The organism is Phyllobacterium sp. MT110, assembly GCF_058792715.1.
On record NZ_JBXAFE010000002.1, the window covers coordinates 429,844 to 455,028 of the forward strand.

The following is a 25,185-nucleotide window of genomic DNA, read 5'->3' on the forward strand; positions in this document are numbered from 1 at the left end:
ACGGTTTCCCCTGAATGTTCATGATATGTTCTATTATGGAATCCATTCGGCCAAAGAGTCAAGCGGAGTCCATGGAGGGACGGATTATATGACTCAGCGGTCGATGCGCGTGGAAAGGATGATGGACGAAATGGTGCGTTCCACACCTTCCAACGCGCCGATCCGATCCAGCAATGTATCGAGCTCACTGATGGAGGGCGCTTCCAGGATGACGATCATGTCGTACTGTCCGCTGACCGAATGCAGGGTCCGCACCCAGGCAATCTCGCGCAATGCCGCTTCAACCCGCTTGGCAAATTTCGGCAGGGCCGTGACCAGCACATGCGCCTTGACCAGATCCCGCTCATATTCGGGGGAAAGCAGCACGCTGTAGCCGCGAATCATCCCGCGCTTTTCCAGCCGTTCGATGCGGCTTTGTACGGTGGTGCGCGACACGCCGAGCTTACGGGCAAGGTCGGCGGTCGAGGCGCGGGCGTTCTCGCGCAGCAGGGAAAGCAGGGCGTGATCGGCATCTGTCAGCATAATGTCAAACTCATACGGCGTATTGCCAAAAAATAGGGTGTTATATCGTCAGTTTACACACTTCATTTCGACGAACAAGGGTGAGAAAATAATGAAAGTTCTGAAATCCTGAGGGGAATCACATGAAAGAGATCGTCATCGTCGGTGCAGGCAAAATCGGCGGAACAATCGCCAACCTGCTCGCAAACACCGGGGACTACCGCGTAACGGTCGTCGACCGGGCCCAGGCACAGCTTGATGCCCTGGACGTTTCCCCGCTTGTCGTTACCCGTTGCATCGAGATTGCTGAAGAGGGCGCGCTTGAAAAGGTTCTCGCCGGCAAATTCGCCGTGCTCAGCGCCGCTCCCTTCCACCTGACCACGCGGATTGCGCAAGCCGCTGCGTCGTCGGACGTGCATTATCTCGACCTGACCGAGGATGTTGCCAGCACCCGCATCGTCAAGCAGCTTTCGGCGACGGCAAAGACAGCCTTCATTCCCCAGTGCGGTCTGGCCCCGGGCTTCATCTCGATTGTCGCCAATGATCTGGCCAAGCGCTTCGATACGCTGGAAAGCGTGCGCATGCGCGTCGGTGCGTTGCCGCAGTACCCGTCGAATGCGCTCAACTACAACCTGACCTGGAGCACGGACGGCGTCATCAACGAATATTGCGAGCCATGCGAAGCCATCGTCGACGGTGAGCTGACCGAAGTGCCGCCGCTGGAAGAGCGCGAGGAATTCTCGCTCGACGGCGTAACCTACGAGGCTTTCAACACGTCGGGCGGTCTTGGTACCCTGTGCGAAACGCTGCTCGGCAAGGTCCGTACGCTGAACTACCGCACGATCCGTTATCCCGGCCATGCCGCCATCATGAAGGCCCTGCTCAATGATCTTGGCCTGCGGGACCGCCGCGACGTGTTCAAGGACATCCTGGAAAACGCCCTGCCTTCGACCATGCAGGACGTCGTGGTGATTTTCGTTACGGTCAGCGGCCGCAAAAAGGGCCGTCTCTTGCAGGAAACCTATGCCAACAAGGTCTATAGCGGCCATATCGGCAACGTGCTGTACAGCGGCATCCAGATCACCACGGCGTCGGCCATCTGCGCCGTTCTCGACATGCTGGCCAATGGCGACCTGCCGCAGCAGGGCTTCCTCAAGCAGGAGGATATCGCGCTTGATGCCTTCCTCGCCAACCGTTTCGGCAAGGCCTATGCCCAGACCGAAACAGCAGGGCGCCTCGTCGCCTGATCGTTCCGCTTGTCGGCTAACCTTTAAAACAACGCGCCGGATCCCGTATCCGGCGCGTTTTTTGTTGCGGTGTTTCGTTCATTTCCTTGCCTTGCGCTTCCGGAATCGGGGTGGTAGCGTTTTGAAAACATGTGAAAACAGTAAACATCACGCGGCTCACCAGGGCGTTTCTATGTCTTGCTGAACGGGAGGTGATGCCGGGAGGAAGACAATGGAACGGCGTGAATTTCTTGTGGGCGCAGCGGCCCTGTCCATGCTGGCTGCATCGAACACGGGACTGATGGCACAGACAGGCGGGGCGCTGGAAAAAACCAGCCTGACGCTGGGTGTCGGCGGAAAGCCGCTCCTCTATTATCTCCCGCTGACCATTGCCGAGCGTCGCGGCTTTTTCAAGGATGCCGGTCTTGATGTGACGATCAACGATTTCGGCGGCGGGGCAAAATCCCTGCAGGCGCTGGTGGGCGGCTCCGTCGATGTGGTGACCGGTGCTTACGAGCACACGATCCGCATGCAGGCGAAGGGGCAGGATGTCCGTGCACTGTGCGAGCTCGGGCGTTTCCCGGCCATCGTGATTGCCGTGCGCAAGGAACTGGCCGACAAGGTCAAATCTCCCGCCGACTTTGCCGGCCTGAAGCTTGGTGTCACCGCCCCCGGTTCGTCGACGGCCCTGACCGTCCAGTATGCCATGGTAAAGGCGGGCTTGAAGGCCAACGATGCGCCGCTGATCGGCATTGGTGGTGGTGCCAGCGCTGTTGCTGCGATCAAGCAGGGCCAGGTGGATGTGATTGCGCATCTGGATCCCGTCATTGCCAAGCTCGAAGCGGACGGCGATATCAAAATCCTCATCGATACGCGTACCGAAGAAGGCACGCGCGCCCTGTTCGGCGGCTCCAATCCGGCGGCGGTTCTCTATGTGAAAAAGGACTTCGCCGATGCGAACCCCAACACCTCGAAGGCGCTGGTGGGTGTTTTCGTCAAGACGCTGAAATGGCTGCATAGCGCTACGCCGGAAGAGATCGCCGACAGCGTTCCCGCCGAATACCAGCTGGGTGACAAGCCGCTTTACCTCAAAGCCATCGCCAATTCGCTGCCGACCTACTCGCTGGACGGGGTTCTTCCCATGGAGGGCATGCAGTCGGTTCTCAATACGCTGAAAATCCTCGACCCCGAATTCGCCAATGCGACGATTGACCTTGCCGCGACCTATGATGACCGTTTCATCAAGGGGTGAGGCATAAGGGCCAATGATCATTGCACGGAAGACCACGCAGGCCCTGAACGAGGCCCAGGATGTCAATGCCGTTGAGCTCAACGGCATCCATATTGCGTTTCCCCTGCAGGGGGGCGGCACCTATGAGGCTGTCGGTGAGACGAACCTCGTGGTCAGCGACCGGGAGTTCGTGGCGATTGTCGGTCCCACCGGCTGCGGAAAATCGACACTGCTCAATGCCACGGCGGGTCTTCTCAAGCCGGCGCAGGGGCAGGTCCGCACGTTTGCCAAGCCGCTGTCGGGCTTGAACAAACATGCAGGCTATCTCTTCCAGCAGGATTCACTGATGCCCTGGAAGACCGCGATCGACAACGTGGCCATCGGGCTGGAGGTGGCGGGCACGCCGCGCCGCGACGCCCTGGAGCAGGCACGGGTCTGGCTCGGTAAAGTGGGTCTCGCGGCCTTCGCCGATCGTTATCCGCACATGCTGTCGGGCGGCCAGCGCAAGCGCGTCGGGCTGGCTCAGGTGCTGATCCGTCATCCCAAGATATTGCTCATGGATGAGCCTTTCGGGCCGCTCGACGCCCAGACACGGCTGATCATGGGTGACCTCCTGCTCGATTTGTGGTCGGCGGACCGCAAGGCGGTGATGTTCGTTACCCACGACCTTGATGAGGCCATCGGTCTTGCCGACCGAGTGATCATCATGTCGGCGGGACCCTCATCCCGTATCATCGGCAATTACACGATCCCGCTGGCGCGACCGCGCAACATGGCCGACATCAAGTCCGAGCCGCAATTCCACGAGGTGCACCGGGAAATCTGGAATGCCTTAAAAGAGGAAGTTTTGAAGGGTTATCGGCAGACGGAAGAGGTCCGGCCATGAACAGGCTTACACTGATCAGCCTGCAGGTGCTTGTGGCGGTTGTCACCTTGGTGTTCTGGCACATCGCCTCGACGACAACCCTTATCGGCAACCCGAAAACCATCAGCTTTTTCTTTGCCGAACCGCTCGCGGTCGGCAAGCGCATGATCCAGTGGTTCATGGAAGGATCGATCTGGTACCACCTCGGCATCACGCTGACCGAGGCGGCGCTTGCCTTCATCATCGGCTCGCTCGGCGGGGTCATCATCGGGTTCTGGTTTGCCCGCAAGCCCTTGCTCGCTGCGGTGTTCGATCCCTATGTCAAGGCGGCCAATGCCCTGCCGCGCGTCGTGCTCGCGCCGATCTTTGCGTTGTGGCTGGGGCTCGGCATCTGGTCCAAGGTGGCGCTGGGCGTGACGCTGGTGTTCTTCATCGTCTTCTTCAATGTCTATCAGGGCGTCAAGGAAGTCAGCCCCGCGGTTCTTTCCAACGCCCGCATGCTTGGAATGAACGAGCGCCAGCTGCTGCGGCATGTCTACATGCCGTCGGCCCTCTCATGGATGTTCTCGTCGCTGCACACATCCGTGGGTTTTGCCGTGGTCGGTGCGGTGGTGGGCGAATATCTGGGGTCCGCTGCCGGGCTCGGCTACCTCATTCACGAGGCCGAAAGCGTGTTCGATGTCACCGGCGTTTTCGCGGGGATGTTCGTGCTGATGGGCTTTGTCATACTGGTGGACTGGCTGGTGACGCTGGTCGAAAACAGGCTGCTCGTCTGGCGGCCCAGGACCTCGGTCATTACCAGCAGATAGGCGACCGCCACCGGCACTCCGGTGACGGTCTTTGCTCAGATAGCCGTCAGATCCGCTCCGCGCGTTTCCTTCGACAGGAGCACGCAGACAATGCCCGGTATGACCATGACCGCCGCGTAGATGATGACCGCATGCGGCGTGCCGGTTGCGTTGAGCAGCAGCGTTGCAATCAGCGGTGCAACAGAGCCGCCGACCACCGAGGCGACCTGATAGCTGATCGACATGGCGGAATAGCGCACATGAGTCGGAAACAGCTCCGTGAAGAACGGGGCCATGCTGCCGACGATTATGCCGTGGAATGTCAGGGTGAGCAGGGTTGCCTGCAGGACCAGACGCGGATCGGCCCCGTGCGGCAGGCTGAACAGATAGGCACCCGCAGCAAGGCCGCCAACCAGTCCCAGCAGCATCAATGGCTTGCGGCCAAAACGATCCGAGGCGTAGGCTGCGGCCATGATGACGATGACTTCAAGGATCGAGCCCCAGAACAGGGCGCCCACGCCGACGGACCGCGCCAGCCCGAGGAACTGGACGGTGAGAACGAGAAAGAAGGTCGTGAACAGATAGAACAGGGTGTTTTCGGCTGTTTTGACCAGAAACACCTGGCCCATGGGCTTGCTGAAATGCTTGAAGGCTTCCGACAGAGGGGCGGCCGGCACGGATTTGCGCTTCTCGACCAGCTCGATGAAGGCAGGAGATTCCTCCACCTTGCGGCGCATCCAGAAGCCAAGGACAACCAGAACGATCGAGAACAGGAACGGCAGGCGCCATGCCCAGTCGACAAAGGCCTGCTCGCCGAAGCGTAGGGTCAGGAAGCTGATCGTGGCTGCGGCCAGCACGTTTGCTGCGGGGCCGCCGATCATCGGGAAACTGGTCCAGAAGCCGCGCTGTTTGCCCGGCATGGATTCGGCGACGATGAGCAGCGCTCCTGTGGCCTCGCCGCCCACGGCAATCCCCTGGAAAATGCGCAGCAGCACCAGCAAGGCGGGTGCCAGAACGCCAACCGAGGCATAGGTCGGCAACAGGCCCATGGCAAAGGTTGAGCCGCCCATCATGGCGAGGCTGACCACAAGTGCATTCTTGCGGCCGATGCGGTCGCCCAGCACGCCGAAGATGATGCCGCCGAGCGGGCGGGCAATAAAACCAATGGCAAAGGTGCTCAGGCCGAGCAGAATGCCGATTGCCGGGTCGGCGGTCGGAAAAAACGCCTTGTCGAAAACCAGCACGGCGCAGGTGGCAAAAACAAAGAAGTCATACCATTCGATGATGGTGCCCACCGCGCTGGCAAAAAGCAGCCGCGCGCGTTTTCCGAATCCGTCCTGAGCCATGAATTTTCCTCCCAATGGCATGGTTGACCCCGGGAGGCGTTCTACTGGCTCATTTTGTAACCATCAACGCATGCGTTTCAGGTGTTTTTCAGGCCCATTCTCCCCGGCGCATGACGGGGACTGTGCTGCCGTCCGCATTGACGCCATCCACATCGATCTCGCCAGATCCGATCATCCAGTCGATGTGAATGAGGCTCTTGTTGCCGCCGCGTGCTGCAACCTCTTCGGGTGACAGCGTGTCGCCGTTGACGAAGCACTTGGAATAGCACTGGCCGAGCGCGATATGGCTCGCGGCATTTTCATCAAACAGGGTATTGAAGAACAGAAGGCCGGAAGCAGAGATCGGCGACGAATGCGGTACCAGTGCCACTTCGCCCAGGCGCCGCGCCCCGTCATCGGTGTTCAGCACCTTGTTGAACACCTCTTCGCCGCGCGAAGCCTTGGCCTCGACGATCCTGCCGCCTTCAAAACGCACCGAGATATCCTCGATCAGTGTGCCCTGATGGGATAGAGGCTTCGTACTGGAGACATGTCCATCCACGCGCAGGGCATGCGGCGTGGTGAACACCTCCTCCGTCGGGATGTTCGGGTTGCAGGTGATGCCATTCTTGGCGGTCGAGGCGCCGCCCTGCCACCGGTGCTCGTCGGCAAGACCGACAACCAGATCGGTGCCCGGGCCCTTGAAGTGCAGGGAGGCGAAGTTGAGGCCATTCAGCCATTCGCGGCGTTTGGCAAGCACGGCATTGTGCTCCCGCCATGCGGTGACGGGATCATCAATGTCAACGCGCGACGCGGCAAAGATGGCGTCGGCCAATTTGGCAACCGCTGCGTCCTCGGAAAGATCCGGGAAAACCTGCTTCGCCCAGGATGGATTCGGATACGAAACGATGTTCCAGTTGACGTCGAAACCGGCAATTTTCTCCAGTGCCGGCTGATAGGCCTTGGAGGTTGCCCGGTTGGCGCGGGCGACCTTTTCCGGGTCTTCCGCCGAAAGCAGCATGGGATTGTCACCGGCTATGGCAAGCCGCGCTGTGTTCGATGAAAAGGCCTTGGCCATTCCCTCGAAGAGCCATGTGGCGGCGTGGTCGAAACTCTCCGCGGGCGCATGGCGATAGCGCATCAGCGTCGCTTCTTCGTCCGCATAGAAGGAGGTGACCAGACCGGCGCCCGCCTTGTAGGCGTGCTCGGTGATACGGCGCACCAGCGGCAGCGCAGCCAGCGGCGCGGTGATCAAGAGGTCTTGCCCCGCTTGCAGTTGCAGGCCGATTTTGACGGCAACTTCGGCCAGACGGTCGAGTTTTGCGGAATCGATGGAGGTGGTCTTTGCGGATGTGGTCATGACGGTTCCAGAGTGACGGCGGAATGGAAAACGGGAGATAAGGCGGGGTCGCGCAACAGTCTGCTTCCCCGCCTGCCTGATCAATCCTCGTGGATCAGGCTGTGGTCGCGGCTGTCGCGCATCTTGATATAGACGATGAGGGACAGGCCGATCATGATGGTGACATACCAGAAGAACCAGGTTTCGTGGCCCTTCTCCTTGAATTTCAACGCCACCCATTCGGCAGTGCCGCCAAAGAGCGTGTTGGCAAGCGCATAGGGCAGGGCAACGCCAAGCGCCCGGATATGCGCGGGGAAAAGCTCAGCCTTCACGACAGCGTTGATGGATGTATAGCCCGTCACGATCAACAGACCGGCCAGCGACAGGGCAAAAGCGGTATAGGGGTTGGTTGTGACCGCCAAAGTCGAGAAGATCGGATAGGTGAAGAGAACGCCGAGAATGCCGAAGCCGACCATCAGCGGCTTGCGGCCGATCTTGTCCGAAAGAGCCCCGGCAATCGGCTGGCACAGCATGAAGATCAGCAGGGCAAGCGCGGTGATCTCGGTGGAGGATTCCTTGCTGAAACCGGAGGTGTTGACGAGGAATTTCTGCAGGTACGTGGTGTAGGCATAGAAGGCGAGCGTACCGCCCGATGTCAGCGCCAGAACGGTGAACGCTTCTTTCGGATAGTGCCGGAACAGGGCAAAACCGCTGGATTTCGGCTTGTCATCGTTCTTGGCGTTGTGAAAGGACTGGGTTTCGGCAAGGCCGCGGCGAATGTAGAAAACCGCGATGGCCAGGAAGCCGCCAATGGCGAAAGGAATGCGCCAGCCCCACGCACCGAGCTGTTCCGGTGTCAGGATGCGCTGCAGGATAAGCAGGACCACAAGGGCCACGAGCTGTCCGGAAATCAGCGTCACGTACTGGAAGCTTGAATAGAAGCCGCGGCGGTTCTTGCCGGCCATTTCGCTGAGATAGGTTGCGCTGGCGCCATATTCGCCGCCGACGCTCAGGCCCTGCAGCAGGCGTGCCAGGACCAGAAGGGTTGGAGCCAGAAGGCCGATCGATTCGTAGCCCGGCGTGATGGCAATCAGCAGTGAGCCCAGGCACATCAGCGTCACGGACAGGGTGAGGCCAGCCTTGCGGCCCTTGCGGTCGGCATAGATGCCCATGACCCAGGCACCGATCGGACGCATCAGGAAGCCGACGGCGAAGACCGCTGCGGCGCTCAGAAGCTCGGCGGTCTGGTTGCCGGAAGGGAAAAAGACGGGGGCAAAATAGAGCGTGAAAGCGGCATAGACATACCAATCATACCATTCGACAAGATTACCCGCTGAACCGCCGATGATGGATTTCAGTCGGGTTTTAACATCGGGTGCAACGGCAATGGGTGCGGTTTCGGCAATATCGCTCATGAAAATTCCTACCTTTGATTGTGGCTGACCGTCTGCGCGGCGCTGACTTCCGGCATGGCGTTTCTTCGGTGTGAAACAGGGACTCCCTGCCTCCAAGTCTTAGGGCAGCCCCCGCCAGAATTCAAATCCTTATCTGCCCGGCCGATTTTGACGCGATCCGCTGACGCGCAACTGCACCAAAGCGTGATCGCAAAGATCAGAAAATTGCCATGATCCGGGAACTCCCTCTGACCGGTGCCGTTTTTCACAATGGGAAGGACGCGAGACAAGACACGTTGCACTCGAACACCCCTGTCATTTTGCCGGCAACAATCCTCAGGAGAAGAAGATGGATCTCAACAGACGCGATATGCTTGTCCTCTCGGGCGCCGTGGCAGCCACAACGCTCTTTGCTCCAAACATCCAGGCGCGTGCGGCCGCCCCTTTCAAGCAGCCGGAACTGCCCTATGCTGAAGACGCTCTGGCGCCCGTCATCTCCGCGCGCACGGTCGGCCTGCATTATGGCAAGCACCATGCGGGCTATTTCAAGAAGCTGAACACCCTGGTGGAAAAGACGCCCTATGCCGATCTTTCGCTCGAAGAGGTGGTGGTGCGGGCGAAGAAGGAAGGCAATATGCCCGTCTTCAACAATGCGGCGCAGGCGTGGAACCATAACGTGTACTGGCAGCAATTCCAGGGCGGGTCCGCGCCCGCCAGGGGTGCCTTTGCAACGGCGGCAGAAAGCGGCTTTGGCGGGCTTGATGGCCTGAAGAAGAAGATCGTTGCCGAATCAGACAATGTCTTCGGGACAGGCTGGGTCTGGCTGGTCAGGGATGGCGACAAGCTTGCCGTGGCGGGCATGAAAGACGCTGGCGATCCGCTGGCTGAAGGCGGGAAGGCCGTGCTTGGCATCGACGTCTGGGAGCACGCCTATTATCTCGACTATGAAAACCGCCGTGCCGAGCATGTGGCAGCGGTTCTCGACAAGCTGGTTAACTGGCAGTTCGTTTCCGACCGGTTTGACGCCTGATCCGGTTCTTTGCCGCGATAGTTCGGAAAATAGCCTAGCCGAAATTCGGGACGCGGATATAGTGTTCGAGCGGGCTGATGTGTCCCTGCGGTTCATCATCCTGCCCGTCATCGGCCGCTTCCTGCGCCAGCGCCGCATCCTTCTCCAGGCGCGCCTCGCGGATTTCCTTTTCCGAACTTTCGCCCATGCACAGGGCGCCAAGCAGGATCATGCGCGCCTTGCCGGCAAGGCCGGAATGGTCTTCGTCCAGGGCGATATCGAGAATGACCCGGCTGAAATCGGTTGGCTCCGGCGCAATTCCAGCGGTGCGGCGGAGCCGGTCGCGGCGCATGTTCTCGGCATTGATCAGGCTGTAGAGCTTTTCGCGCAGGTCCGCGCCGACGTTCTCGTATTGAGCTGCCAGGCCCGGTGCAGCCGCGGCGAGCTTCTGCTTTTGCCGCTCCCGGTGCCGTTTCTGTCTCTCTGCGTTGGATAGTGCCATGGGTATGTCTGTGCCGTAACGAACGCGAATCACTTGCATGAACTAGATAGGGGTGCGTGCCCTAACGGGCAACATTATGGTCACGTAACATACAGACTGTGGATAACAATCGTTACGATTGCGTGCGTTACGTAACGCGAGGCGTTATGGCATTGGGCCCCGCCATAACGCCTGTGACGGAACCATAAGAACGTGGTGGCGTTCTTTGACGCGCAGGGTTAGGGATATTGCACGATAAGGTTGCAAATCTGTCGGCCTGAATGAATGGAATTGTAAATGGAAACCAAGGCCAATTATCTTGTGGTCAGTATTTTCACCCTGCTGGTGAGTGCGCTGGCCCTTGGTTTCGTCTACTGGATCGAGCGTTTGGGCGATACGCGGCCCACGGCAATGCTTGAGATCCGCATTCCGGGCTCTGTTACGGGACTGGCCGTGAAAAGCCAGGTTCTGTTCAACGGTCTGAAGGTTGGTGACGTGACCCGGCTTTTCGTCGATGCCAGCAATCCCGATGTGGTGATCGCCCAGACGCAGATCGATGCAACCACGCCAATCACGCGGTCGACCCAGGCGCAGCTGGCTTTCGTCCTTTTGACCGGGCAAGCTTATATCGAGCTGAAGGGCGGCAAGAGTTATGAGCCGAAGCTCCTTGAAGAAGCGGAAAAGGAAGATACGGTCGCGCGTATCGATATCGACCCGTCATCCCTGAAAACCCTTGTCCAGACGGTGCAGGATGTGCTGCAGCGCGTGGATCGTGCCATGGATGCAACCGAAAACTATCTGGACGAGATGAAAGGGCCGGCGCTCGACCGGGCGCACGAAGCCAAGGCGTTTACCCAGCAGCTTGCCGACAGCACGGATATGATCAACCGTTACGGACAGCGGGCGCAGGATGTGCAGGCGGTGATACAGGATGCGCGTGAAACCATGTCGCGGATCAACCAGGCGTCTGTCAAAGTCGATGATGCGCTGACGAAGCTGGACAAGGAACTCTCCGAAGACAAGGGCAGCACGGTCGCCAATATCCGCGAACAGCTGCAATCCTATCGCGATACGGCTGACAGCCTGCAGGCCCGGCTGGCGCCAATCCTGAAAACACTGGGAACCTATACCGGTGAAAAGCTGCGCAACGCGCAAAAGTTCATTTCCGACAGCCGGCGCTCGGTCGAGTCTATCGAACGGGCGATTTCGAACTTTGACAGCAATCCGCGGGACGTTCTGTTCGGTGGAGACAGCAAGGTTCCGGAGTATAACGGGCGGCGCTGAATCCGGGATCGCCGCCGCATAGGCGTTCAAGGTAGTGCTCGACACACCGGCATTCGATGGATAGCGTTGCAACCCTGTATGGGGGATATGATGCGGTTCAATGTGATCGGAACGGGACTTTTGATTGCGGCACTTGCGGGCTGCACAACGCCATCCGGCGGCAGGAGCGGCGAAGCCGCGCTTGTGGCGGATGTCAAGCAACTGGTGACCACATCCTATCAGTGCCAGAATGCGCTTGGCCGCGAGCCGCATTACTCCGCCATTGAAAGCAGCGAGACGATCCTCAAGGCGCTTGGCCGCTCACCTGAGGAGGCTGACCGGACCGTTCGCGGCTGGCTGAAAGGCCTGATCGCGTCACCGAGGCAGCCAACGGATATGGACCGCAAGTCGTGCAAGGATACGCTGCTGAAACTGGCGGAGAAAGTCAGGGTCGAATTCGAGGCGCGCAAAACCAGGGGATGATGCATGGCTGAGCCGGACCCCACGCAATCTGCCTCCCTGTCACCGGTATTGTTTGTTCTGGTGCTTGTGTTCGCTGCCGGTGTGAGTTCGGTTTTGTTCTATCCGGCAATGTCTCTGCTGGGCGGCATTGTCGGGCTGTTCCGGGCGACGGGTTAGCCCCCACATTTCAAACGGTCTTGACGCGTTGCGGACATGTTGCCGTAATCCGTGCGATGTATATTGCCGCGCCTATGGAGGCTTCGTAATGGCTCGCATGTCTGGCATGTTTCTGATTGTTTTGTTTTTCATTGCTCTGGTTTCCTTCGAGATTCTCAAGAAAGAGCAGATCGCCGGTTCGGGACATGTCATTGCCAAGACGATCGATATCGAGACATTCGATGGGATTACGCTGGAAGGTATCGGCAATATCCAGATGAAGCAGGGCGACGGCGAGAGTCTCGTCGTCACGACGGACGACAATATCCTCCCCCTGCTGGATATCGGTGTTCGCGGCGGCGATCTCGTGCTTGGCACCCGGGGCAGGATCGAAATCGTGCCGTCGAAAACGGTAGCATACGATATTACGGTCAAGGACCTCAGCCGGGTCACATTGTCCGGTTCCGGCAGCATCCGCGCCGGCGCATTCAAAAGCAGCACGGTGAAGATCGATTTGTCCGGCTCCGGCGACATCCAATTCGACGCGCTGAGCGCTGAGCAGATTCTGCCCCGGGTGACCGGCTCGGGCAGCGTAAAGCTGGATAACATAGCGGCCGGCGACGTCGCTGCCGCGATCACCGGATCGGGGCAGATCAGCCTTGGCGGCAAGGCGCAGACGCAGGAACTCGATCTGGATGGCTCGGGCGCCTATAACAATGGCGACCTGGCCACCGATGCCACGAAGGTGGATATTTCGGGAAGCGGCAGCGCCTTGGTCCAGGCAAAGAACACGCTGGATATTTCGGTGAACGGCAGCGGCAGGGTGGAATATTACGGCCAGCCGGCGGTCGAACAGCGCGGCCATGGTTCGATGCGCGTCACGCCGCTCGGGGAGAGGTAGGCATTTCGCCGTTTGCGTGGATCTGGTTGAACTGTCCGGCGAAGCGGACCGGGCTTAAGTCTGGAGACGCGTCTTCAGGAAAGTGATGGCGGAGAGGGAGGGATTTGAACCCCCGATGGAGTTGCCCCCATGCCGCATTTCGAGTGCGGTGCTTTCAACCACTCAGCCACCTCTCCGCGTAAAAGCGCCTGTCGTGGACAGACGCCTGATAAAGCCGGGATGTTCTCCCTGCCGGTGCCGCGATGTCCCGAAGGACTTGGCTTGAGCGTGCGACGCGCTAGATAGCGGGCAAAGCGCAAGGATACAAGAGCAATTTTGCGTTAAATTTCTTGACTCTCGCATAATCCTCACCTTATAAGCGCCCGACGACTGGCGTGGGGGATTCTCCGCGCCGTTTGTTTTTGAGTCCGGATGCCCGGATCCGCAAGGATTGCAGGCATCTTTCGATTAATATGTCACGACTGACAAAAAGACGGTTAGCGCCCTTCAAACGGCAAAAAACCGAACCGAACGCCGAAAGGGCATAAAATGTTCGCAGTCATCAAGACCGGTGGTAAGCAGTATCGCGTTGCCGCCAATGACCTTCTGAAGGTCGAGAAAGTTGCCGGCAATGCCGGTGATATCGTTGAATTTGCCGAAGTTCTGATGGTTGGCGTCGGTGCAGACGCTACGATCGGTGCTCCGACCGTTGGCGGCGCGCTGGTCACAGCCGAAGTCGTCGAGCAGGGCCGGGCACGCAAGGTCATCGCTTTCAAGAAGCGTCGCCGCCAGAACTCCAAGCGTACACGCGGTCATCGTCAGGAACTGACGACGATCCGGATCGCCGAGATCCTGACGGGTGGTGCCAAGCCTTCGAAGACTGCCGCTGACAAGCCGGTCAACAAGAAGCCTGCTCCGAAGGTGGAAGCTGCCGCTGCGGAAGCAACCGAGACGAAAGCCGCCCCGAAAGCCAAAGCTGCGCCGAAGAAGGCTGCTGCCAAGGCCGAAAAGCCCGCTTCGGGCGAGTAAGAACAGGTTTAAAGGAGCAATCCCATGGCACACAAAAAAGCTGGTGGTTCGTCGCGCAACGGTCGTGATTCCGAATCAAAGCGTCTTGGCGTGAAGAAGTTTGGCGGCGAGCGCGTGCTTGCCGGTAACATCCTCGTTCGTCAACGCGGCACCAAATGGCATGCGGGCGTCAATGTTGGCATTGGCAAGGACCATACACTCTTCGCACTTGAAGCCGGTGTTGTATCTTTCCGTACCAAAGCCAACGGCCGTAGTTTCGTGTCGATCGTGAACCCGATCGCCGAAGCAGCAGAATAGCTGGTCCTGCTTGAAGCACCGGCGTCCCCATCGGACCCGGTGACTGGCATCCAAGCCAAGAGATCAAAGGGGAGATGGGGTTTCACCCATCTCCCTTTTCGCATCTGGAGGATAGCAAAATGGTTGCCGAATTACTGGAAGACGATGAAGACAGGCTGGATCTGATAGACTGTCCGGTCCTCGTGACCGAACGCCTGGTCCTGCGCGCGCCGCACACCGAGGACGTTGACGCAATTGCCCGTCTCGCCGACAATCCCCGTGTGGCGGAAATGCTTTCCCGCATGCCCCATCCCTACACGCAGGATCATGCGGTGGACTTCGTGCGCCGCGCCAATGCGGGCGAGATCGGCAAATGCGTCTACGCGATTACCCTTGCGCAATCCGGCACCTTCATCGGCTGCTGCGGCATCAATTACCGCCGCAGCAAGGACTTGCGGATGAGCGAGCCTCGCCGGGATGAGCTGGAGATCGGCTATTGGCTGGGCGAACCTTACTGGGGCAAGGGCTATGCCACGGAAACCGCGCATGCGCTGGTGGATCTCGTGTTCCGCGCCACGCAGGTGGAAAAGCTGCATGCGTCGTGCCGGGTCTCCAACATCGGTTCGCGCCGCGTGCTCTACAAGAGCGGGTTCCAGTATGCCAATACCGGCATGATGGACTCACTCGCTGCGGGCAATGTGCCCGTCGAACGCTATATGCTGGATCGCCGGACATGGATCGGGCTTCGCAGCTGGAACGCATAAATTACAATTGGCCGCCGCGATCTCTTGCGACGGCCAGTTTTCTTCCCGCGTATTTTCCTGTAATGGCTCGGGACATCAAAAAGGACTGAACTTCCATGAAATTTCTCGATCAGGCGAAAGTCTATATCCGCTCCGGCGATGGTGGTGCCGGCTCGGTATCGTTCCGCCGTGAAAAATTTCTGGAATTCGGCGGTCCCGATGGCGGCGATGGCGGGCGCGGCGGTGACGTCTGGGCCGAGGCCGTGGACGGTCTCAACACGTTGATCGACTATCGCTACCAGCAGCATTTCAAGGCCAAGACCGGCATGCACGGCATGGGCCGCAACATGACGGGCGGCAAGGGTGCCGACGTGGTACTCAAGGTTCCCGTGGGAACGCAGATTTTTGAAGACGACAATGAAACCCTGATCTACGATTTTACCGCCGTGGGCCAGCGCTACCGTCTTGCCAAGGGCGGCAATGGCGGCTTTGGCAATCTGCACTTCAAGACATCGACCAACCAGGCGCCGCGCCGCGCTAATCCGGGACTCGAAGGCGAAGAGCGCAATCTGTGGCTGCGGCTGAAACTGATCGCCGATGCCGGTCTTCTCGGCAAGCCGAATGCCGGCAAGTCGACATTTCTTGCCAGCGTGACGGCAGCCAAGCCGAAAATCGCCGATTATCCCTTCACCACCCTGCATCCGAATCTGGGCGTTGCCCGCGTCGATGCGCGCGAATTCGTCATTGCCGATATTCCGGGATTGATCGAAGGCGCGCATGAGGGCGTCGGTATCGGCGACCGGTTCCTTGGCCATGTCGAGCGCACACGGGTTCTCCTGCATCTGGTTTCGGCACAGGAAGAGAATGTGGCCGAGGCCTACAAGACCGTGCGCACCGAGCTTGAAGCCTATGGTCATGGGCTCGCCGACAAGCTGGAGATCGTGGCGCTGAGCCAGATCGACACGCTGGATGCCGCGGCGCGCAAGAAGAAAGTGACTGCGCTGAAAAAGGCCGCGGGCCGCGAGCCGATGCTGCTGTCTTCGGTCAGCCGCGAGGGTGTCGAGCAGGTGCTGCGGGCCCTGTCTGCGATCATCCTTGAATCGCGCCAGTCAGAGGCCCCGGCAGAGGTCGATACCCGCTTCAAATATTGAGTGCATCATGTCCGTGCAGAACGAGCTCGCTTCTCCCGCCACCCTCAAGCTTTCCGCCTATCGGCGGATCGTGGTCAAGATCGGTTCGGCATTGCTGGTGGACCGCTCCAAGGGGCTGAAGCGCGACTGGCTGGAAAGCCTCGGTGCCGATGTGGCAAAGCTGGTGCAGGCAGGCGTCGAGGTGATGATCGTCTCATCCGGTGCCATCGCCCTCGGCCGGACGGTGCTTGGACTGCCGAAGGGCGCGCTGCGGCTGGAGGAAAGCCAGGCTGCGGCTGCGGCGGGTCAGATCGAACTTGCCAAAGCCTATTCCGAGGTGCTGGGCGGGCATCAGCTGCGCGCGGGTCAAATTCTCTTGACCCTGTCGGACACCGAGGAACGCCGCCGTTATCTCAACGCCCGCGCCACGGTCGGCACCCTGCTGCGGCTCAAGGCCGTGCCCGTCATCAATGAGAATGACACCGTGGCGACCACGGAAATCCGTTATGGCGACAATGACCGCCTTGCTGCGCGTGTGGCGACGATGATGGGGGCGGACCTTCTGATTCTCCTGTCCGACATTGACGGGCTCTATACCGCGCCGCCGCATCAGAATCCCGATGCGCAGTTCCTGCCGGTTGTCGACGCCATCACCCCTGACATCGAGGCCATGGCTGGCGCGGCCGCGTCGGAATATTCGCGCGGCGGCATGAAGACCAAGCTTGATGCCGGCAAGATTGCCAATGCGGCGGGCACGGCGATGATCATTGCCTCCGGCACGCGCATGCATCCGCTGGGTGCCATCGATGCGGGCGAACGGTCGACGCTGTTCAAGCCGAGCCTCAATCCTGTGAATGCATGGAAGACGTGGATATCGGGCAATCTCGAGCCGGCCGGGCGGCTGGTGATCGACGAGGGTGCGCTTACGGCGCTCAAATCTGGCAAATCGCTTCTGGCTGCCGGTGTCCGTGACGTTGCCGGTCAGTTCACCCGCGGCGATACGGTTGCGGTGGTCGGTCCGGACGGACGCGAAGCCGCGCGCGGCCTTATTGCCTATGATGCCGCAGATGCCGTAAGGATTGCAGGACGCAAGACCAATGAGATTGCCGCGATCCTCGGTTATGATGCCCGGTCGGCGATGATTCACCGGGATGATCTGGTTGTACGCGCAGCAAAACGTGCTGCGAAGGAGTGAGAAATGCTGGGACGGGTCGAACCGATTGACGACGTTGCTGAATTGATGGCCGGAATCGGCCGCAAGGCCCGTGCCGCTGCCCAGCCGCTGTCCATCGCTTCGCCGGAACAGAAGATGATTGCCCTGATCGCCATGGCGGATGCGGTGGATCGCCGTGCCCCGGAGATTCTGGACGCCAACCGGCAGGATATGGCCGATGGCGAAAAGGCCGGTATGGCCGCCTCGCTGCTCGACCGGCTGAAACTGGATGCCGGCCGTATCGCCGCGATTTCGGAAAGCATCCGCACCATTGCCGCCCTCAAGGACCCCGTTGGGGACATCATTGCCGAATGGGACCGTCCCAACGGCCTGCACATAGAGCGCGTGCGCACGCCGCTCGGTGTTATCGGCGTGATTTACGAAAGCCGCCCGAATGTAACAGCCGATGCGGGTGCCCTTTGCCTGAAGTCGGGCAATGCCGTCATCCTGCGCGGCGGGTCGGATTCCGCCCATTCCTCCCGCGCCATCCATGCGGCGCTGACCGAAGGGCTCGAAGCGGCGGGTTTGCCCAGGGATGCCATCCAGCTCATCCCGGTGACGGACCGTGCCGCGGTCGGTGAAATGCTGAAGGGGCTGGACGGCAATCTCGATGTCATTATTCCCCGTGGCGGCAAAAGTCTCGTCGCCCGGGTGCAGGCGGAAGCGCGTGTGCCGGTCTTTGCCCATCTGGAAGGGCTCTGCCACGTCTATGTCGACGCCTCCGCCGATCTCGACATGGCGCGCCGGATTATCGTCAATGCCAAGATGCGCCGGACCGGCGTCTGCGGTTCGGCCGAGACACTGCTGCTCGACCGGCTGATCGCCCCCGCCCGTCTTTTGCCGCTGCTTGAGGATTTGCAGGCAGCAGGCTGCGAAATTCGCGGTGATGCCGCAGTGGTCCAGCTGTTTGCCGCGGCAAAACCGGCGACGGAGGAAGATTGGTCGACGGAATATCTCGATGCCATCATATCCGTGAAGCTGGTTGACGGTATTGGCGACGCGATCGCGCATATCAATCACTATTCGTCCCACCATACGGAAGCGGTGATTGCCGAGGACATGCATGTGGTCGAGCGGTTCTTCAACGAAATCGACTCTGCCATCCTGCTGCACAACGCCTCGACACAGTTTGCCGACGGCGGTGAATTCGGCATGGGTGCGGAAATCGGCATCGCGACGGGCAAGATGCATGCACGGGGCCCCGTGGGTGTGGAGCAGTTGACATCCTTCAAATACCGCGTGCGCGGCAATGGCCAGACCCGCCCGTGACATCCATCGATGCGTTACGTCACGATTTTCCCGGCGTGAGCGATGCGCATCTGCGCATGCCTTTCGTTGAAAAGGGCATGACTGTCGGGCTGTTTGGCGGATCGTTCAATCCGCCCCATGCGGGCCACGCGCTGGTGGCGGAAATCTCGCTGCGCCGGCTGCAGCTCAACCAGCTCTGGTGGATTGTCACGCCGGGCAATCCGCTGAAGGACACGCGCCATCTGGCTCCTCTGGCGGAACGGCTGAAATTGTGCGAGCAGCAGGTGCATGATCCGCGCATCAAGGTGACGGCGTTCGAAGCAGCCTATAATGTGCGCTACACGGCCGACACGCTGGCTTTGATCAAGGCGCGCAATCCGGGTGTGAATTTTGTCTGGATCATGGGAGCGGACAATCTTGCCGATTTTCACCGCTGGCAGCGCTGGCAGAAGATTGCCATGACGTTTCCCATCGCCGTGATCGACCGTCCGGGTTCGACCTTGGCATTTCTCTCGTCGCGCATGGCCAAGACGTTTGACTATGCCCGTTTCGATGAGGATGACGCCCCGCTGCTGGCACGGGCACCCGCGCCGGCATGGACTTTCATCCACGGGCCGCGTTCATCGCTGTCATCGACGGCGATACGCAACGGAGCCGTAAAACGGCAGGAATGAAAACGTGAACAAAGGCCGTGTCGCGACGTCTTGAAAGTGTCATGCGACTCTGCCTATCTTAATAACGTGCAGCAAGATTAAAGGCTGCGGCGCGTTGTTCTTATTGGAAAGGAAATACACTGAGAACAGCAATTCAGAAGAAGGATGCCTTGGCACCTTCAACGGCGGAGATGAACGGTGCAACTTCCGTTTCTCTTGCCCTCCAGACGGTCCTTGCCAGTCTCGATGACTCCAAGGCTGAAAAAATTGTCCCCATCGATCTTCGCGGAAAATCTGTCATCGGCGACCATATGGTCATCGCATCGGGCCGTTCGCACCGTCACGTAACGGCGGTGGCTGATCAGCTCCTGCGTGCGCTGAAGGAAAGCGGTCACGGAAACAATGCGAAGGTTGAAGGTCTTTCCAGCGGTGACTGGGTGCTGATCGACACGGGCGATATCATCATCCATATTTTCCGTCCTGAAGTGCGCGAGTTCTACAACATTGAAAAGATGTGGCAGGCTCCCGAACTTGACGGGGAAACCGTACATTAGAGCAAGGTGTGCCGTTACGGCACACGGAGCCTGGTGTGAGAAAGTTCTGACGGATCGGGGCATCCCGGCATAACGCCAGCGGGGTGCTTCGGGCGGCTTACTGGATATGGACCGGTCATGCGCCGGAGAGTTATTCTTCGCGCCAAGTGATAAAGGACTGGACGTGCCATGCGTATCACCGTTTTTGCCGTGGGCCGGATGAAATCTGGCCCCGAACGGGAACTGGCAGACCGCTATTTCGACCGGTTGAAGAAAACCGGTTCGCCGCTTGGCCTCGAATTCAACTCCGTTACCGAAATCACCGAAAGCCGCGCCCAGCAGCCGGACCTGCGCAAACAGGAAGAGTCCGCCAAGGTGCTGGAAGTGCTGGATCAGGGCGGTGTGCTCGTTCTTCTCGATGAGCGCGGCAAGACCATGCCATCGGAAGACTTCGCCAATGCAATCGCCCGGTTTCGCGATGACGGTAAACGCCAGCTGCTCCTGGCGATAGGCGGGCCCGACGGCCACGATGCGGATTTAAGGAAGCGTGCCGATCTTGTGCTAGCGCTCGGCGCCATGACCTGGCCGCATCAGATTGTCCGGATTCTCGTGGCAGAACAGCTCTACCGCGCGACCACGATCCTTTCCGGGCACCCGTATCACCGGGTGTGAAGTGTTTTCGCCACCTCCGGCCGGAGATGGCGAAAAACGAGGCCCGTAATGCCGATCAATAATCGTCCGGCTGGTAGTAACGGTCATCGCGGTATTCACGCCGGTAGTCGCGGCGAGGATAGCGATCATCCCGCCAACGCGGGCGATCATTCTGATCCCGCCAGCGCGGACGCTCGGCACTGTCGGCAAAGACCGCTGAGCAGCCCTTGTCCACCCAGATGGTGCCGCGGCTGAAGCCCCAGCTCTGGCCGGGAATGCAGGCTGAACCCGAAAGCTGCCGGATGATCCGCGGCCGGCGCATGTCGGTCTCGCACTCATTGTAGCGGAAGCTGCGTGATTCGCATCTGATGGGCCGTTCCTGCGCCTGTGCGGCTGGAACCGTTACGAACTGCATACCCCCCAGGGTCACAGCCAAAGCTAGTATATATCGGTACATTTTCCCTCTCCGATATGATGTCAACACACGCTGAAAGCGCATGTGTTCAAGGCGCAATTGTGGTGTTTGTTCCGTGCTCGTCAATCACATTTCTACCGCTGCCTGTTATGCTTTGTCAGGTGAATCGTCCAGTCTCGCTGTTCACGAGATCGGAGATGAAGCTGGAGACCGCCGTGATGCGGCGCAGGGTGCGTACGGATTCGTGGTAGGCAAGCCAATAGGACCGGTGAATCGTCCGTTCCGGCAGGACCGGCACAAGGTCGGGATATTCCCGTGCGATGAATGTATGCAGAATGCCGATGCCCGCCCCGGCCTTGACCGCTTCCACCTGCCCGATGGCACTGGAAATCTCGAAAGCGGGGCGCCATTCGCGGGTGATTTCAGGCGCATAATTCAGCGAAGGGCTGATGACCAGATCATCGACATAACCGACCAGCCGGTGCGCCGCAAGATCTTCGATACTGCGGGGTGCCGGGTGCGCAGCCAGATAGGACCGGCTGGCATAGAGGCAGAGCGTGTAGTCGACGAGCTTTTTCGCCACGAGGCGGCCCTGATCGGGCCGGTCGACCGTAATGGCTATGTCAGCCTCGCGCCGCGACAGCGAGAAAGAACGGGGAACCGGAACAAGCTGGATCTTGAGATCGGGATAGCGGGCGGTGAGGGTGGCAAGACGCGGCGCGAGGAAGGAGACACCGAAGCCATCCGGCGCGCCAATGCGCACCGATCCGGAAATGGACACATCGGCATCGCCAAGCGAGGAGCGGATCGACAGCATTTCCGCTTCCATGCGCTCAGCCGACAGGAGGAATTCTTCACCGGCATGGGTCAGCTCGCAGCCGTTGGTGCGGCGGGTCAGCAGCTTGGTGTTGATGTCATTCTCCAGCGCGGTGAGACGGCGCGCCACCGTCGCATGGTTGACGCCAAGCCGTTTGGCCGCGCCGAGTATTTGACCCGAACGCGCGACAGCCAGAAAAATCCGCACATCGTCCCAGCTCATCGTTTGACCTCCTGCGCTATTCGTACTTCAATTTTTGCACAACGGATACGCTTTCGCTCGGCTTGCAATAAAAAATTTGAAGCGCGATGATGGGGCAACGAAATTCAGTCAATCCCAGGGAGGTTGCTCGCAATGCGTGAAGTCGGACATTTTATCGGTGGCAAGCATGTCGCCGGAACAAGCGGTCGCACGACCGAAATTTTCCAGCCCATGGACGGCACCGTTCAGGGCCGCGTGGCGCTGGCAACCCCCAATGAAGTGCGCGCTGCCATTGCCAATGCCAAGGCGGCTCAGCCGGCATGGGCCGCAACCAACCCGCAGCGCCGTGCGCGCGTGTTGCGCAAGTTCCTTGATCTTGTCGAAGCCGAATACGACTCGCTTGCCGAACTTCTGGCGCGCGAGCATGGCAAGACCATTCCCGATGCCAAGGGCGATATCCAGCGCGGTCTGGAAGTGGTCGAGGTTTGCCTCGGCTCAGCCCACATGCTCAAGGGCGAGTTCACCGACAATGCCGGCACGGGCATCGATGTTTATTCCATGCGCCAGCCGCTCGGCGTCGTTGCCGGCATCACCCCATTCAATTTCCCGGCGATGATCCCGCTGTGGAAGGCCGGTCCGGCGATTGCATCGGGCAATGCCTTCATTCTGAAGCCTTCCGAACGCGATCCGGGCGTGCCGATGCGTCTGGCCGAACTCTTCATCGAGGCCGGTTTGCCGGCGGGCATCTTCAACGTCGTCAATGGCGACAAGGAAGCTGTCGACACCATTCTGGATGATCCGGATATCAAGGCTGTCGGCTTTGTCGGCTCGACGCCGATTGCCCAGTACATCTATTCGCGCGCCACGGCCAACGGCAAGCGTGCCCAGTGCTTCGGCGGTGCCAAGAACCACATGATCATCATGCCCGATGCGGACATGGACCAGACGGTTGATGCCCTCATCGGTGCCGGTTACGGTTCAGCGGGCGAGCGCTGCATGGCGATCTCCGTTGCCGTTCCCGTCGGCAAGGATACCGCGGATCGTCTCGTCGAGCGCCTGATCCCCCGGGTTGAAAGCCTGAAGGTCGGCCCCTCCACCGATGCGTCGGCGGATTACGGCCCGGTTGTGACCCGGCAGGCGCTGGATCGCATCAAAGGCTATGTCGATCTGGGCATCCAGGAAGGTGCGAAGCTCGTCGTCGATGGCCGCGGCTTCAAGATGCAGGGCTATGAGAACGGCTTCTACATGGGCGGCTGCCTGTTCGATCATGTCACGCCTGACATGCGCATCTACAAGGAAGAAATTTTTGGTCCGGTTCTGGGCATTGTCCGTGCCGACACCTATGAGGATGCGATCCGTCTGCCGAATGAACACGAATACGGAAATGGCGTTGCGATCTTCACCCGTGACGGCGATGCTGCCCGGGATTTTGCCTCGCGCGTTCAGGTCGGCATGGTCGGTATCAATGTGCCAATTCCGGTTCCGATCGCCTATTACACCTTCGGCGGCTGGAAGGGGTCCGGCTTCGGCGATCTGAACCAGCATGGCCCGGATGCATTCCGCTTCTACACCAAGACCAAGACCGTCACGTCGCGCTGGCCGTCGGGCGTCAAGGACGGGGCTGAGTTCGTCATTCCGACGATGAAGTAAATCGCTTTGAGTTTTGAAATCGCCGTCCGGTTCCGCACCGGGCGGCGATTTTCTTTTGGGCCGAACCCGGTTTACGGGGCCATTGTCCGGAGATAGCCGATCAGCCGGGTCGCCTCGTCGGCGGCCTTGTCCGGTTCGCGGGCGATGATCGCCTTGATCAGCGCCGTGTGCGCCCCGGCGGATTGTTCGAGGCTGCCGGGCCGCTGCAGGCGGAACCAGAACCGGCGGCTATGGGTTTGCAGCGGGGACGCCAGACGGGCCGCATAGGGGTTTTCCGCCGCCTGTCCGAGCACCGTATCGAAAATCTTGTCGGCGTTGAGAAAGCTGATCACATCGTTGCCGGAGCGTGCAGCCATCATTGCATCGGATGCCGCTTTCAGTCTTTCATGGTGTAGCGATGCGCCGTAGAGCGCCGCATCGCGTGCAAGAACCCGCTCGACACCCTCGCGCGCATCGAGAACCTTGGTAAAGTCCTGCGGATTGAGCGCGGCAATGGCAATGCCCGAGCGGGGGCGAATTTCCATCAAGCCTTCCCAGGCCAGCTTCTGCACCGCTTCGCGCACCGGCGTGCGGCCCATATTGGTCACATCGGTGAGGGTGCGCTCGTTGACGACCGCGCCAGGCTCAAGCTTCAGCGTGACGATCATCTCTTCGATCTGGCGATAGGCCAGTTCAGCGAGACTTTCGCCCGTCTGGGCCATGGTGTGGACTGCGGTTTGATCCATCAGATAAACTTTCTGTTCAAGGCAATTGACAGCCACACGTCCTATAGATATATTTCTGATATATCAAGAAGGAGAAGAGACATGTGGTCAGGCGTTTTCCCTGCGGTTACAACCAAATTCACTGAAGATGATAAACTCGATCACAAGGAAATGGAACGTTGCTTCTCGCTCCTGATGGATGCGGGTTGCGATGGTTTGATTGTTGCAGGTTCGCTCGGCGAAGGCCCGATGCTCAGCCACGAGGAAAAACTCGCGGTGCTGAAAACGGCACAGGGTGTTGCCAAGGGCAAGCCGGTGCTTCTCACCATCAATGAAGCGGCAACCCGCGATGGCGCCGCGCTTGCCAAGCAGGCAGCCAAGGCCGGCGCGGACGGCCTCATGCTGGTTCCAAGCCCGATCTATCATACGGACCCGGAAGAAACGGTCACCACCCTGAAAGCCGTTGCAGCTGCCGGCGATCTGCCCGTGATGATCTATTCGAACCGCATTGCCTATCGCGTCGATGTGACCAGCGAAATCCTGGCGGAACTTGCGTCCGATAAGCACTTCGTGGCGATCAAGGAATCCTCCGACGACGTGCGCCGCACCACCGATATCATCAATACGTTCGGCAAGCGTTACGACCTCTTCACCGGCGTCGACAACCTCGCTTTCGAAGCGCTGACTGCAGGCGCCATCGGCTGGGTCGCCGGGCTGGTCACGGCCTTCCCGAAAGAGACCGTTGCGATCTACAAGCTCGTCGGTGCCGGCCGCTATGCCGAGGCACTGGATATCTATCGCTGGTTCCGCCCCTTGCTTGACCTCGATGTCTCCACCTATCTTGTGCAGAACATCAAGCTGGCGGAAGTCCATGAAATCGGAACCAATGATCGCGTTCGTCTGCCGCGCCAGCCTTTGCGCGGTGCGCGCCGGGCGGCTGTCGACAAGATCGTCAGGGATGCCATGGCGTCGCGGCCGAAGCTGCCTGTTCTCTGAGGCTGC

At 59.7% G+C, this 25,185-nt stretch carries 28 protein-coding genes and 1 tRNA gene; 20 read left to right on the top strand and 9 right to left on the bottom strand.

Going from position 1 to position 25,185, the window contains the following annotated elements; translation table 11 throughout:
• Positions 1–93: 93 nt before the first annotated feature.
• Entirely contained in the window at positions 94–522 is a 429-nt protein-coding gene (locus tag AC1Q5O_RS13665) for an Lrp/AsnC family transcriptional regulator (RefSeq protein ID WP_223613768.1), read from the bottom strand.
• A gap of 122 nt (positions 523–644) precedes the next feature.
• On the opposite strand from AC1Q5O_RS13665, the gene AC1Q5O_RS13670 reads away from it, so the two are divergent.
• The 4 genes from AC1Q5O_RS13670 (at position 645) to AC1Q5O_RS13685 (ending at position 4,632) form a co-directional block, all read left to right on the top strand.
• Complete coding sequence (locus AC1Q5O_RS13670) at positions 645–1,748, top strand: saccharopine dehydrogenase family protein (protein WP_223613767.1); 1,104 nt, start codon at positions 645–647, stop codon at positions 1,746–1,748.
• Positions 1,749–1,959: 211 nt separating this feature from the next.
• A complete protein-coding gene (locus AC1Q5O_RS13675) occupies positions 1,960–2,979 on the top strand; it encodes an ABC transporter substrate-binding protein (protein WP_492563648.1) in 1,020 nt (339 codons plus the stop codon).
• A 13-nt stretch (positions 2,980–2,992) separates the two neighbouring features.
• The gene (locus tag AC1Q5O_RS13680; protein WP_492563650.1) at positions 2,993–3,844 is read left to right on the top strand and encodes an ABC transporter ATP-binding protein; all 852 of its coding nucleotides are present in this window, start codon (positions 2,993–2,995) and stop codon (positions 3,842–3,844) included.
• A complete protein-coding gene (locus tag AC1Q5O_RS13685; RefSeq protein ID WP_492563652.1) occupies positions 3,841–4,632 on the top strand; it encodes an ABC transporter permease in 792 nt (263 codons plus the stop codon). Before AC1Q5O_RS13680 ends, AC1Q5O_RS13685 begins: the two co-directional genes overlap by 4 nt.
• A 35-nt stretch (positions 4,633–4,667) precedes the next feature.
• On the opposite strand, the gene AC1Q5O_RS13690 is transcribed toward AC1Q5O_RS13685, so the two are convergent.
• From AC1Q5O_RS13690 to AC1Q5O_RS13700, 3 genes are all read right to left on the bottom strand, one after another.
• Positions 4,668–5,957, bottom strand: a complete 1,290-nt coding sequence (locus AC1Q5O_RS13690) for an MFS transporter (protein WP_464661692.1) — start codon at positions 5,955–5,957, stop codon at positions 4,668–4,670.
• An 88-nt stretch (positions 5,958–6,045) separates the two neighbouring features.
• Positions 6,046–7,296 (bottom strand): aminopeptidase, encoded by a 1,251-nt coding sequence (locus tag AC1Q5O_RS13695; RefSeq protein WP_492563654.1) that lies wholly within the window; start codon positions 7,294–7,296, stop codon positions 6,046–6,048.
• A gap of 80 nt (positions 7,297–7,376) precedes the next feature.
• Positions 7,377–8,690, bottom strand: a complete 1,314-nt coding sequence (locus tag AC1Q5O_RS13700; protein ID WP_492563655.1) for an MFS transporter — start codon at positions 8,688–8,690, stop codon at positions 7,377–7,379.
• A 328-nt stretch (positions 8,691–9,018) separates the two neighbouring features.
• Between AC1Q5O_RS13700 and AC1Q5O_RS13705 the strand changes: the two genes are divergently transcribed.
• Positions 9,019–9,699 carry a superoxide dismutase gene (locus AC1Q5O_RS13705; RefSeq protein ID WP_492563657.1) on the top strand — a complete coding sequence of 227 codons (681 nt, stop codon included), beginning with the start codon at positions 9,019–9,021 and terminating at the stop codon, positions 9,697–9,699.
• Between the two features lie 34 nt (positions 9,700–9,733).
• On the opposite strand, the gene AC1Q5O_RS13710 is transcribed toward AC1Q5O_RS13705, so the two are convergent.
• Positions 9,734–10,180 carry a hypothetical protein gene (locus tag AC1Q5O_RS13710; protein WP_492563659.1) on the bottom strand — a complete coding sequence of 149 codons (447 nt, stop codon included), beginning with the start codon at positions 10,178–10,180 and terminating at the stop codon, positions 9,734–9,736.
• Between the two features lie 276 nt (positions 10,181–10,456).
• Between AC1Q5O_RS13710 and AC1Q5O_RS13715 the strand changes: the two genes are divergently transcribed.
• From AC1Q5O_RS13715 to AC1Q5O_RS13730, 4 genes are all read left to right on the top strand, one after another.
• On the top strand, positions 10,457–11,443 hold the full coding sequence (locus AC1Q5O_RS13715) for an MlaD family protein (protein ID WP_288192943.1): 987 nt from the start codon (positions 10,457–10,459) through the stop codon (positions 11,441–11,443).
• A gap of 90 nt (positions 11,444–11,533) precedes the next feature.
• Positions 11,534–11,905 (top strand): hypothetical protein, encoded by a 372-nt coding sequence (locus AC1Q5O_RS13720; RefSeq protein WP_472462294.1) that lies wholly within the window; start codon positions 11,534–11,536, stop codon positions 11,903–11,905.
• 3 nt (positions 11,906–11,908) lie between these two features.
• Complete coding sequence (locus AC1Q5O_RS13725) at positions 11,909–12,061, top strand: hypothetical protein (RefSeq protein WP_492563661.1); 153 nt, start codon at positions 11,909–11,911, stop codon at positions 12,059–12,061.
• Positions 12,062–12,149: 88 nt separating this feature from the next.
• Entirely contained in the window at positions 12,150–12,941 is a 792-nt protein-coding gene (locus AC1Q5O_RS13730) for a head GIN domain-containing protein (protein ID WP_492563663.1), read from the top strand.
• An 86-nt stretch (positions 12,942–13,027) separates the two neighbouring features.
• Here AC1Q5O_RS13730 and AC1Q5O_RS13735 read toward each other — a convergent pair.
• Positions 13,028–13,117: transfer RNA gene (locus tag AC1Q5O_RS13735), tRNA-Ser, on the bottom strand.
• 352 nt (positions 13,118–13,469) lie between these two features.
• On the opposite strand from AC1Q5O_RS13735, the gene rplU reads away from it, so the two are divergent.
• From rplU to rlmH, 9 genes are all read left to right on the top strand, one after another.
• Positions 13,470–13,949: a 50S ribosomal protein L21 gene (rplU, locus tag AC1Q5O_RS13740; RefSeq protein WP_223613754.1), complete on the top strand. Its 480-nt coding sequence runs from the start codon at positions 13,470–13,472 to the stop codon at positions 13,947–13,949.
• A 24-nt stretch (positions 13,950–13,973) separates the two neighbouring features.
• On the top strand, positions 13,974–14,246 hold the full coding sequence (rpmA, locus tag AC1Q5O_RS13745; RefSeq protein ID WP_223613753.1) for a 50S ribosomal protein L27: 273 nt from the start codon (positions 13,974–13,976) through the stop codon (positions 14,244–14,246).
• Positions 14,247–14,365: 119 nt separating this feature from the next.
• Complete coding sequence (locus tag AC1Q5O_RS13750) at positions 14,366–14,989, top strand: GNAT family N-acetyltransferase (protein WP_223613752.1); 624 nt, start codon at positions 14,366–14,368, stop codon at positions 14,987–14,989.
• A 95-nt stretch (positions 14,990–15,084) separates the two neighbouring features.
• Positions 15,085–16,119 (top strand): GTPase ObgE, encoded by a 1,035-nt coding sequence (gene obgE, locus AC1Q5O_RS13755; protein WP_492563667.1) that lies wholly within the window; start codon positions 15,085–15,087, stop codon positions 16,117–16,119.
• 7 nt (positions 16,120–16,126) lie between these two features.
• Positions 16,127–17,293, top strand: a complete 1,167-nt coding sequence (gene proB / locus AC1Q5O_RS13760; RefSeq protein ID WP_472462298.1) for a glutamate 5-kinase — start codon at positions 16,127–16,129, stop codon at positions 17,291–17,293.
• Positions 17,294–17,296: 3 nt separating this feature from the next.
• Positions 17,297–18,580 carry a glutamate-5-semialdehyde dehydrogenase gene (locus tag AC1Q5O_RS13765; protein ID WP_492563668.1) on the top strand — a complete coding sequence of 428 codons (1,284 nt, stop codon included), beginning with the start codon at positions 17,297–17,299 and terminating at the stop codon, positions 18,578–18,580.
• A gap of 56 nt (positions 18,581–18,636) precedes the next feature.
• Entirely contained in the window at positions 18,637–19,233 is a 597-nt protein-coding gene (locus AC1Q5O_RS13770) for a nicotinate-nucleotide adenylyltransferase (RefSeq protein WP_492563948.1), read from the top strand.
• 149 nt (positions 19,234–19,382) lie between these two features.
• Positions 19,383–19,766 (top strand): ribosome silencing factor, encoded by a 384-nt coding sequence (gene rsfS, locus AC1Q5O_RS13775; protein ID WP_223613748.1) that lies wholly within the window; start codon positions 19,383–19,385, stop codon positions 19,764–19,766.
• Positions 19,767–19,934: 168 nt separating this feature from the next.
• Positions 19,935–20,417, top strand: coding sequence for a 23S rRNA (pseudouridine(1915)-N(3))-methyltransferase RlmH (gene rlmH / locus AC1Q5O_RS13780; RefSeq protein ID WP_492563670.1), 483 nt, complete (start codon positions 19,935–19,937; stop codon positions 20,415–20,417).
• 55 nt (positions 20,418–20,472) lie between these two features.
• On the opposite strand, the gene AC1Q5O_RS13785 is transcribed toward rlmH, so the two are convergent.
• Both AC1Q5O_RS13785 and AC1Q5O_RS13790 read right to left on the bottom strand, forming a co-directional pair.
• Entirely contained in the window at positions 20,473–20,853 is a 381-nt protein-coding gene (locus AC1Q5O_RS13785) for a DUF3011 domain-containing protein (RefSeq protein ID WP_223613746.1), read from the bottom strand.
• Positions 20,854–20,968: 115 nt separating this feature from the next.
• Positions 20,969–21,850 (bottom strand): LysR family transcriptional regulator, encoded by an 882-nt coding sequence (locus tag AC1Q5O_RS13790; RefSeq protein WP_288192953.1) that lies wholly within the window; start codon positions 21,848–21,850, stop codon positions 20,969–20,971.
• A 132-nt stretch (positions 21,851–21,982) separates the two neighbouring features.
• Here AC1Q5O_RS13790 and AC1Q5O_RS13795 point away from each other — a divergent pair, with 132 nt between their 5' ends.
• Positions 21,983–23,479: a CoA-acylating methylmalonate-semialdehyde dehydrogenase gene (locus AC1Q5O_RS13795; RefSeq protein WP_223613744.1), complete on the top strand. Its 1,497-nt coding sequence runs from the start codon at positions 21,983–21,985 to the stop codon at positions 23,477–23,479.
• Positions 23,480–23,550: 71 nt separating this feature from the next.
• Here the strand turns inward: AC1Q5O_RS13795 and AC1Q5O_RS13800 are convergent, their stop codons facing one another.
• On the bottom strand, positions 23,551–24,204 hold the full coding sequence (locus AC1Q5O_RS13800) for a GntR family transcriptional regulator (RefSeq protein ID WP_346307700.1): 654 nt from the start codon (positions 24,202–24,204) through the stop codon (positions 23,551–23,553).
• A gap of 81 nt (positions 24,205–24,285) precedes the next feature.
• Between AC1Q5O_RS13800 and AC1Q5O_RS13805 the strand changes: the two genes are divergently transcribed.
• Entirely contained in the window at positions 24,286–25,179 is an 894-nt protein-coding gene (locus AC1Q5O_RS13805; RefSeq protein ID WP_346307699.1) for a dihydrodipicolinate synthase family protein, read from the top strand.
• Positions 25,180–25,185 lie beyond the last annotated feature (6 nt).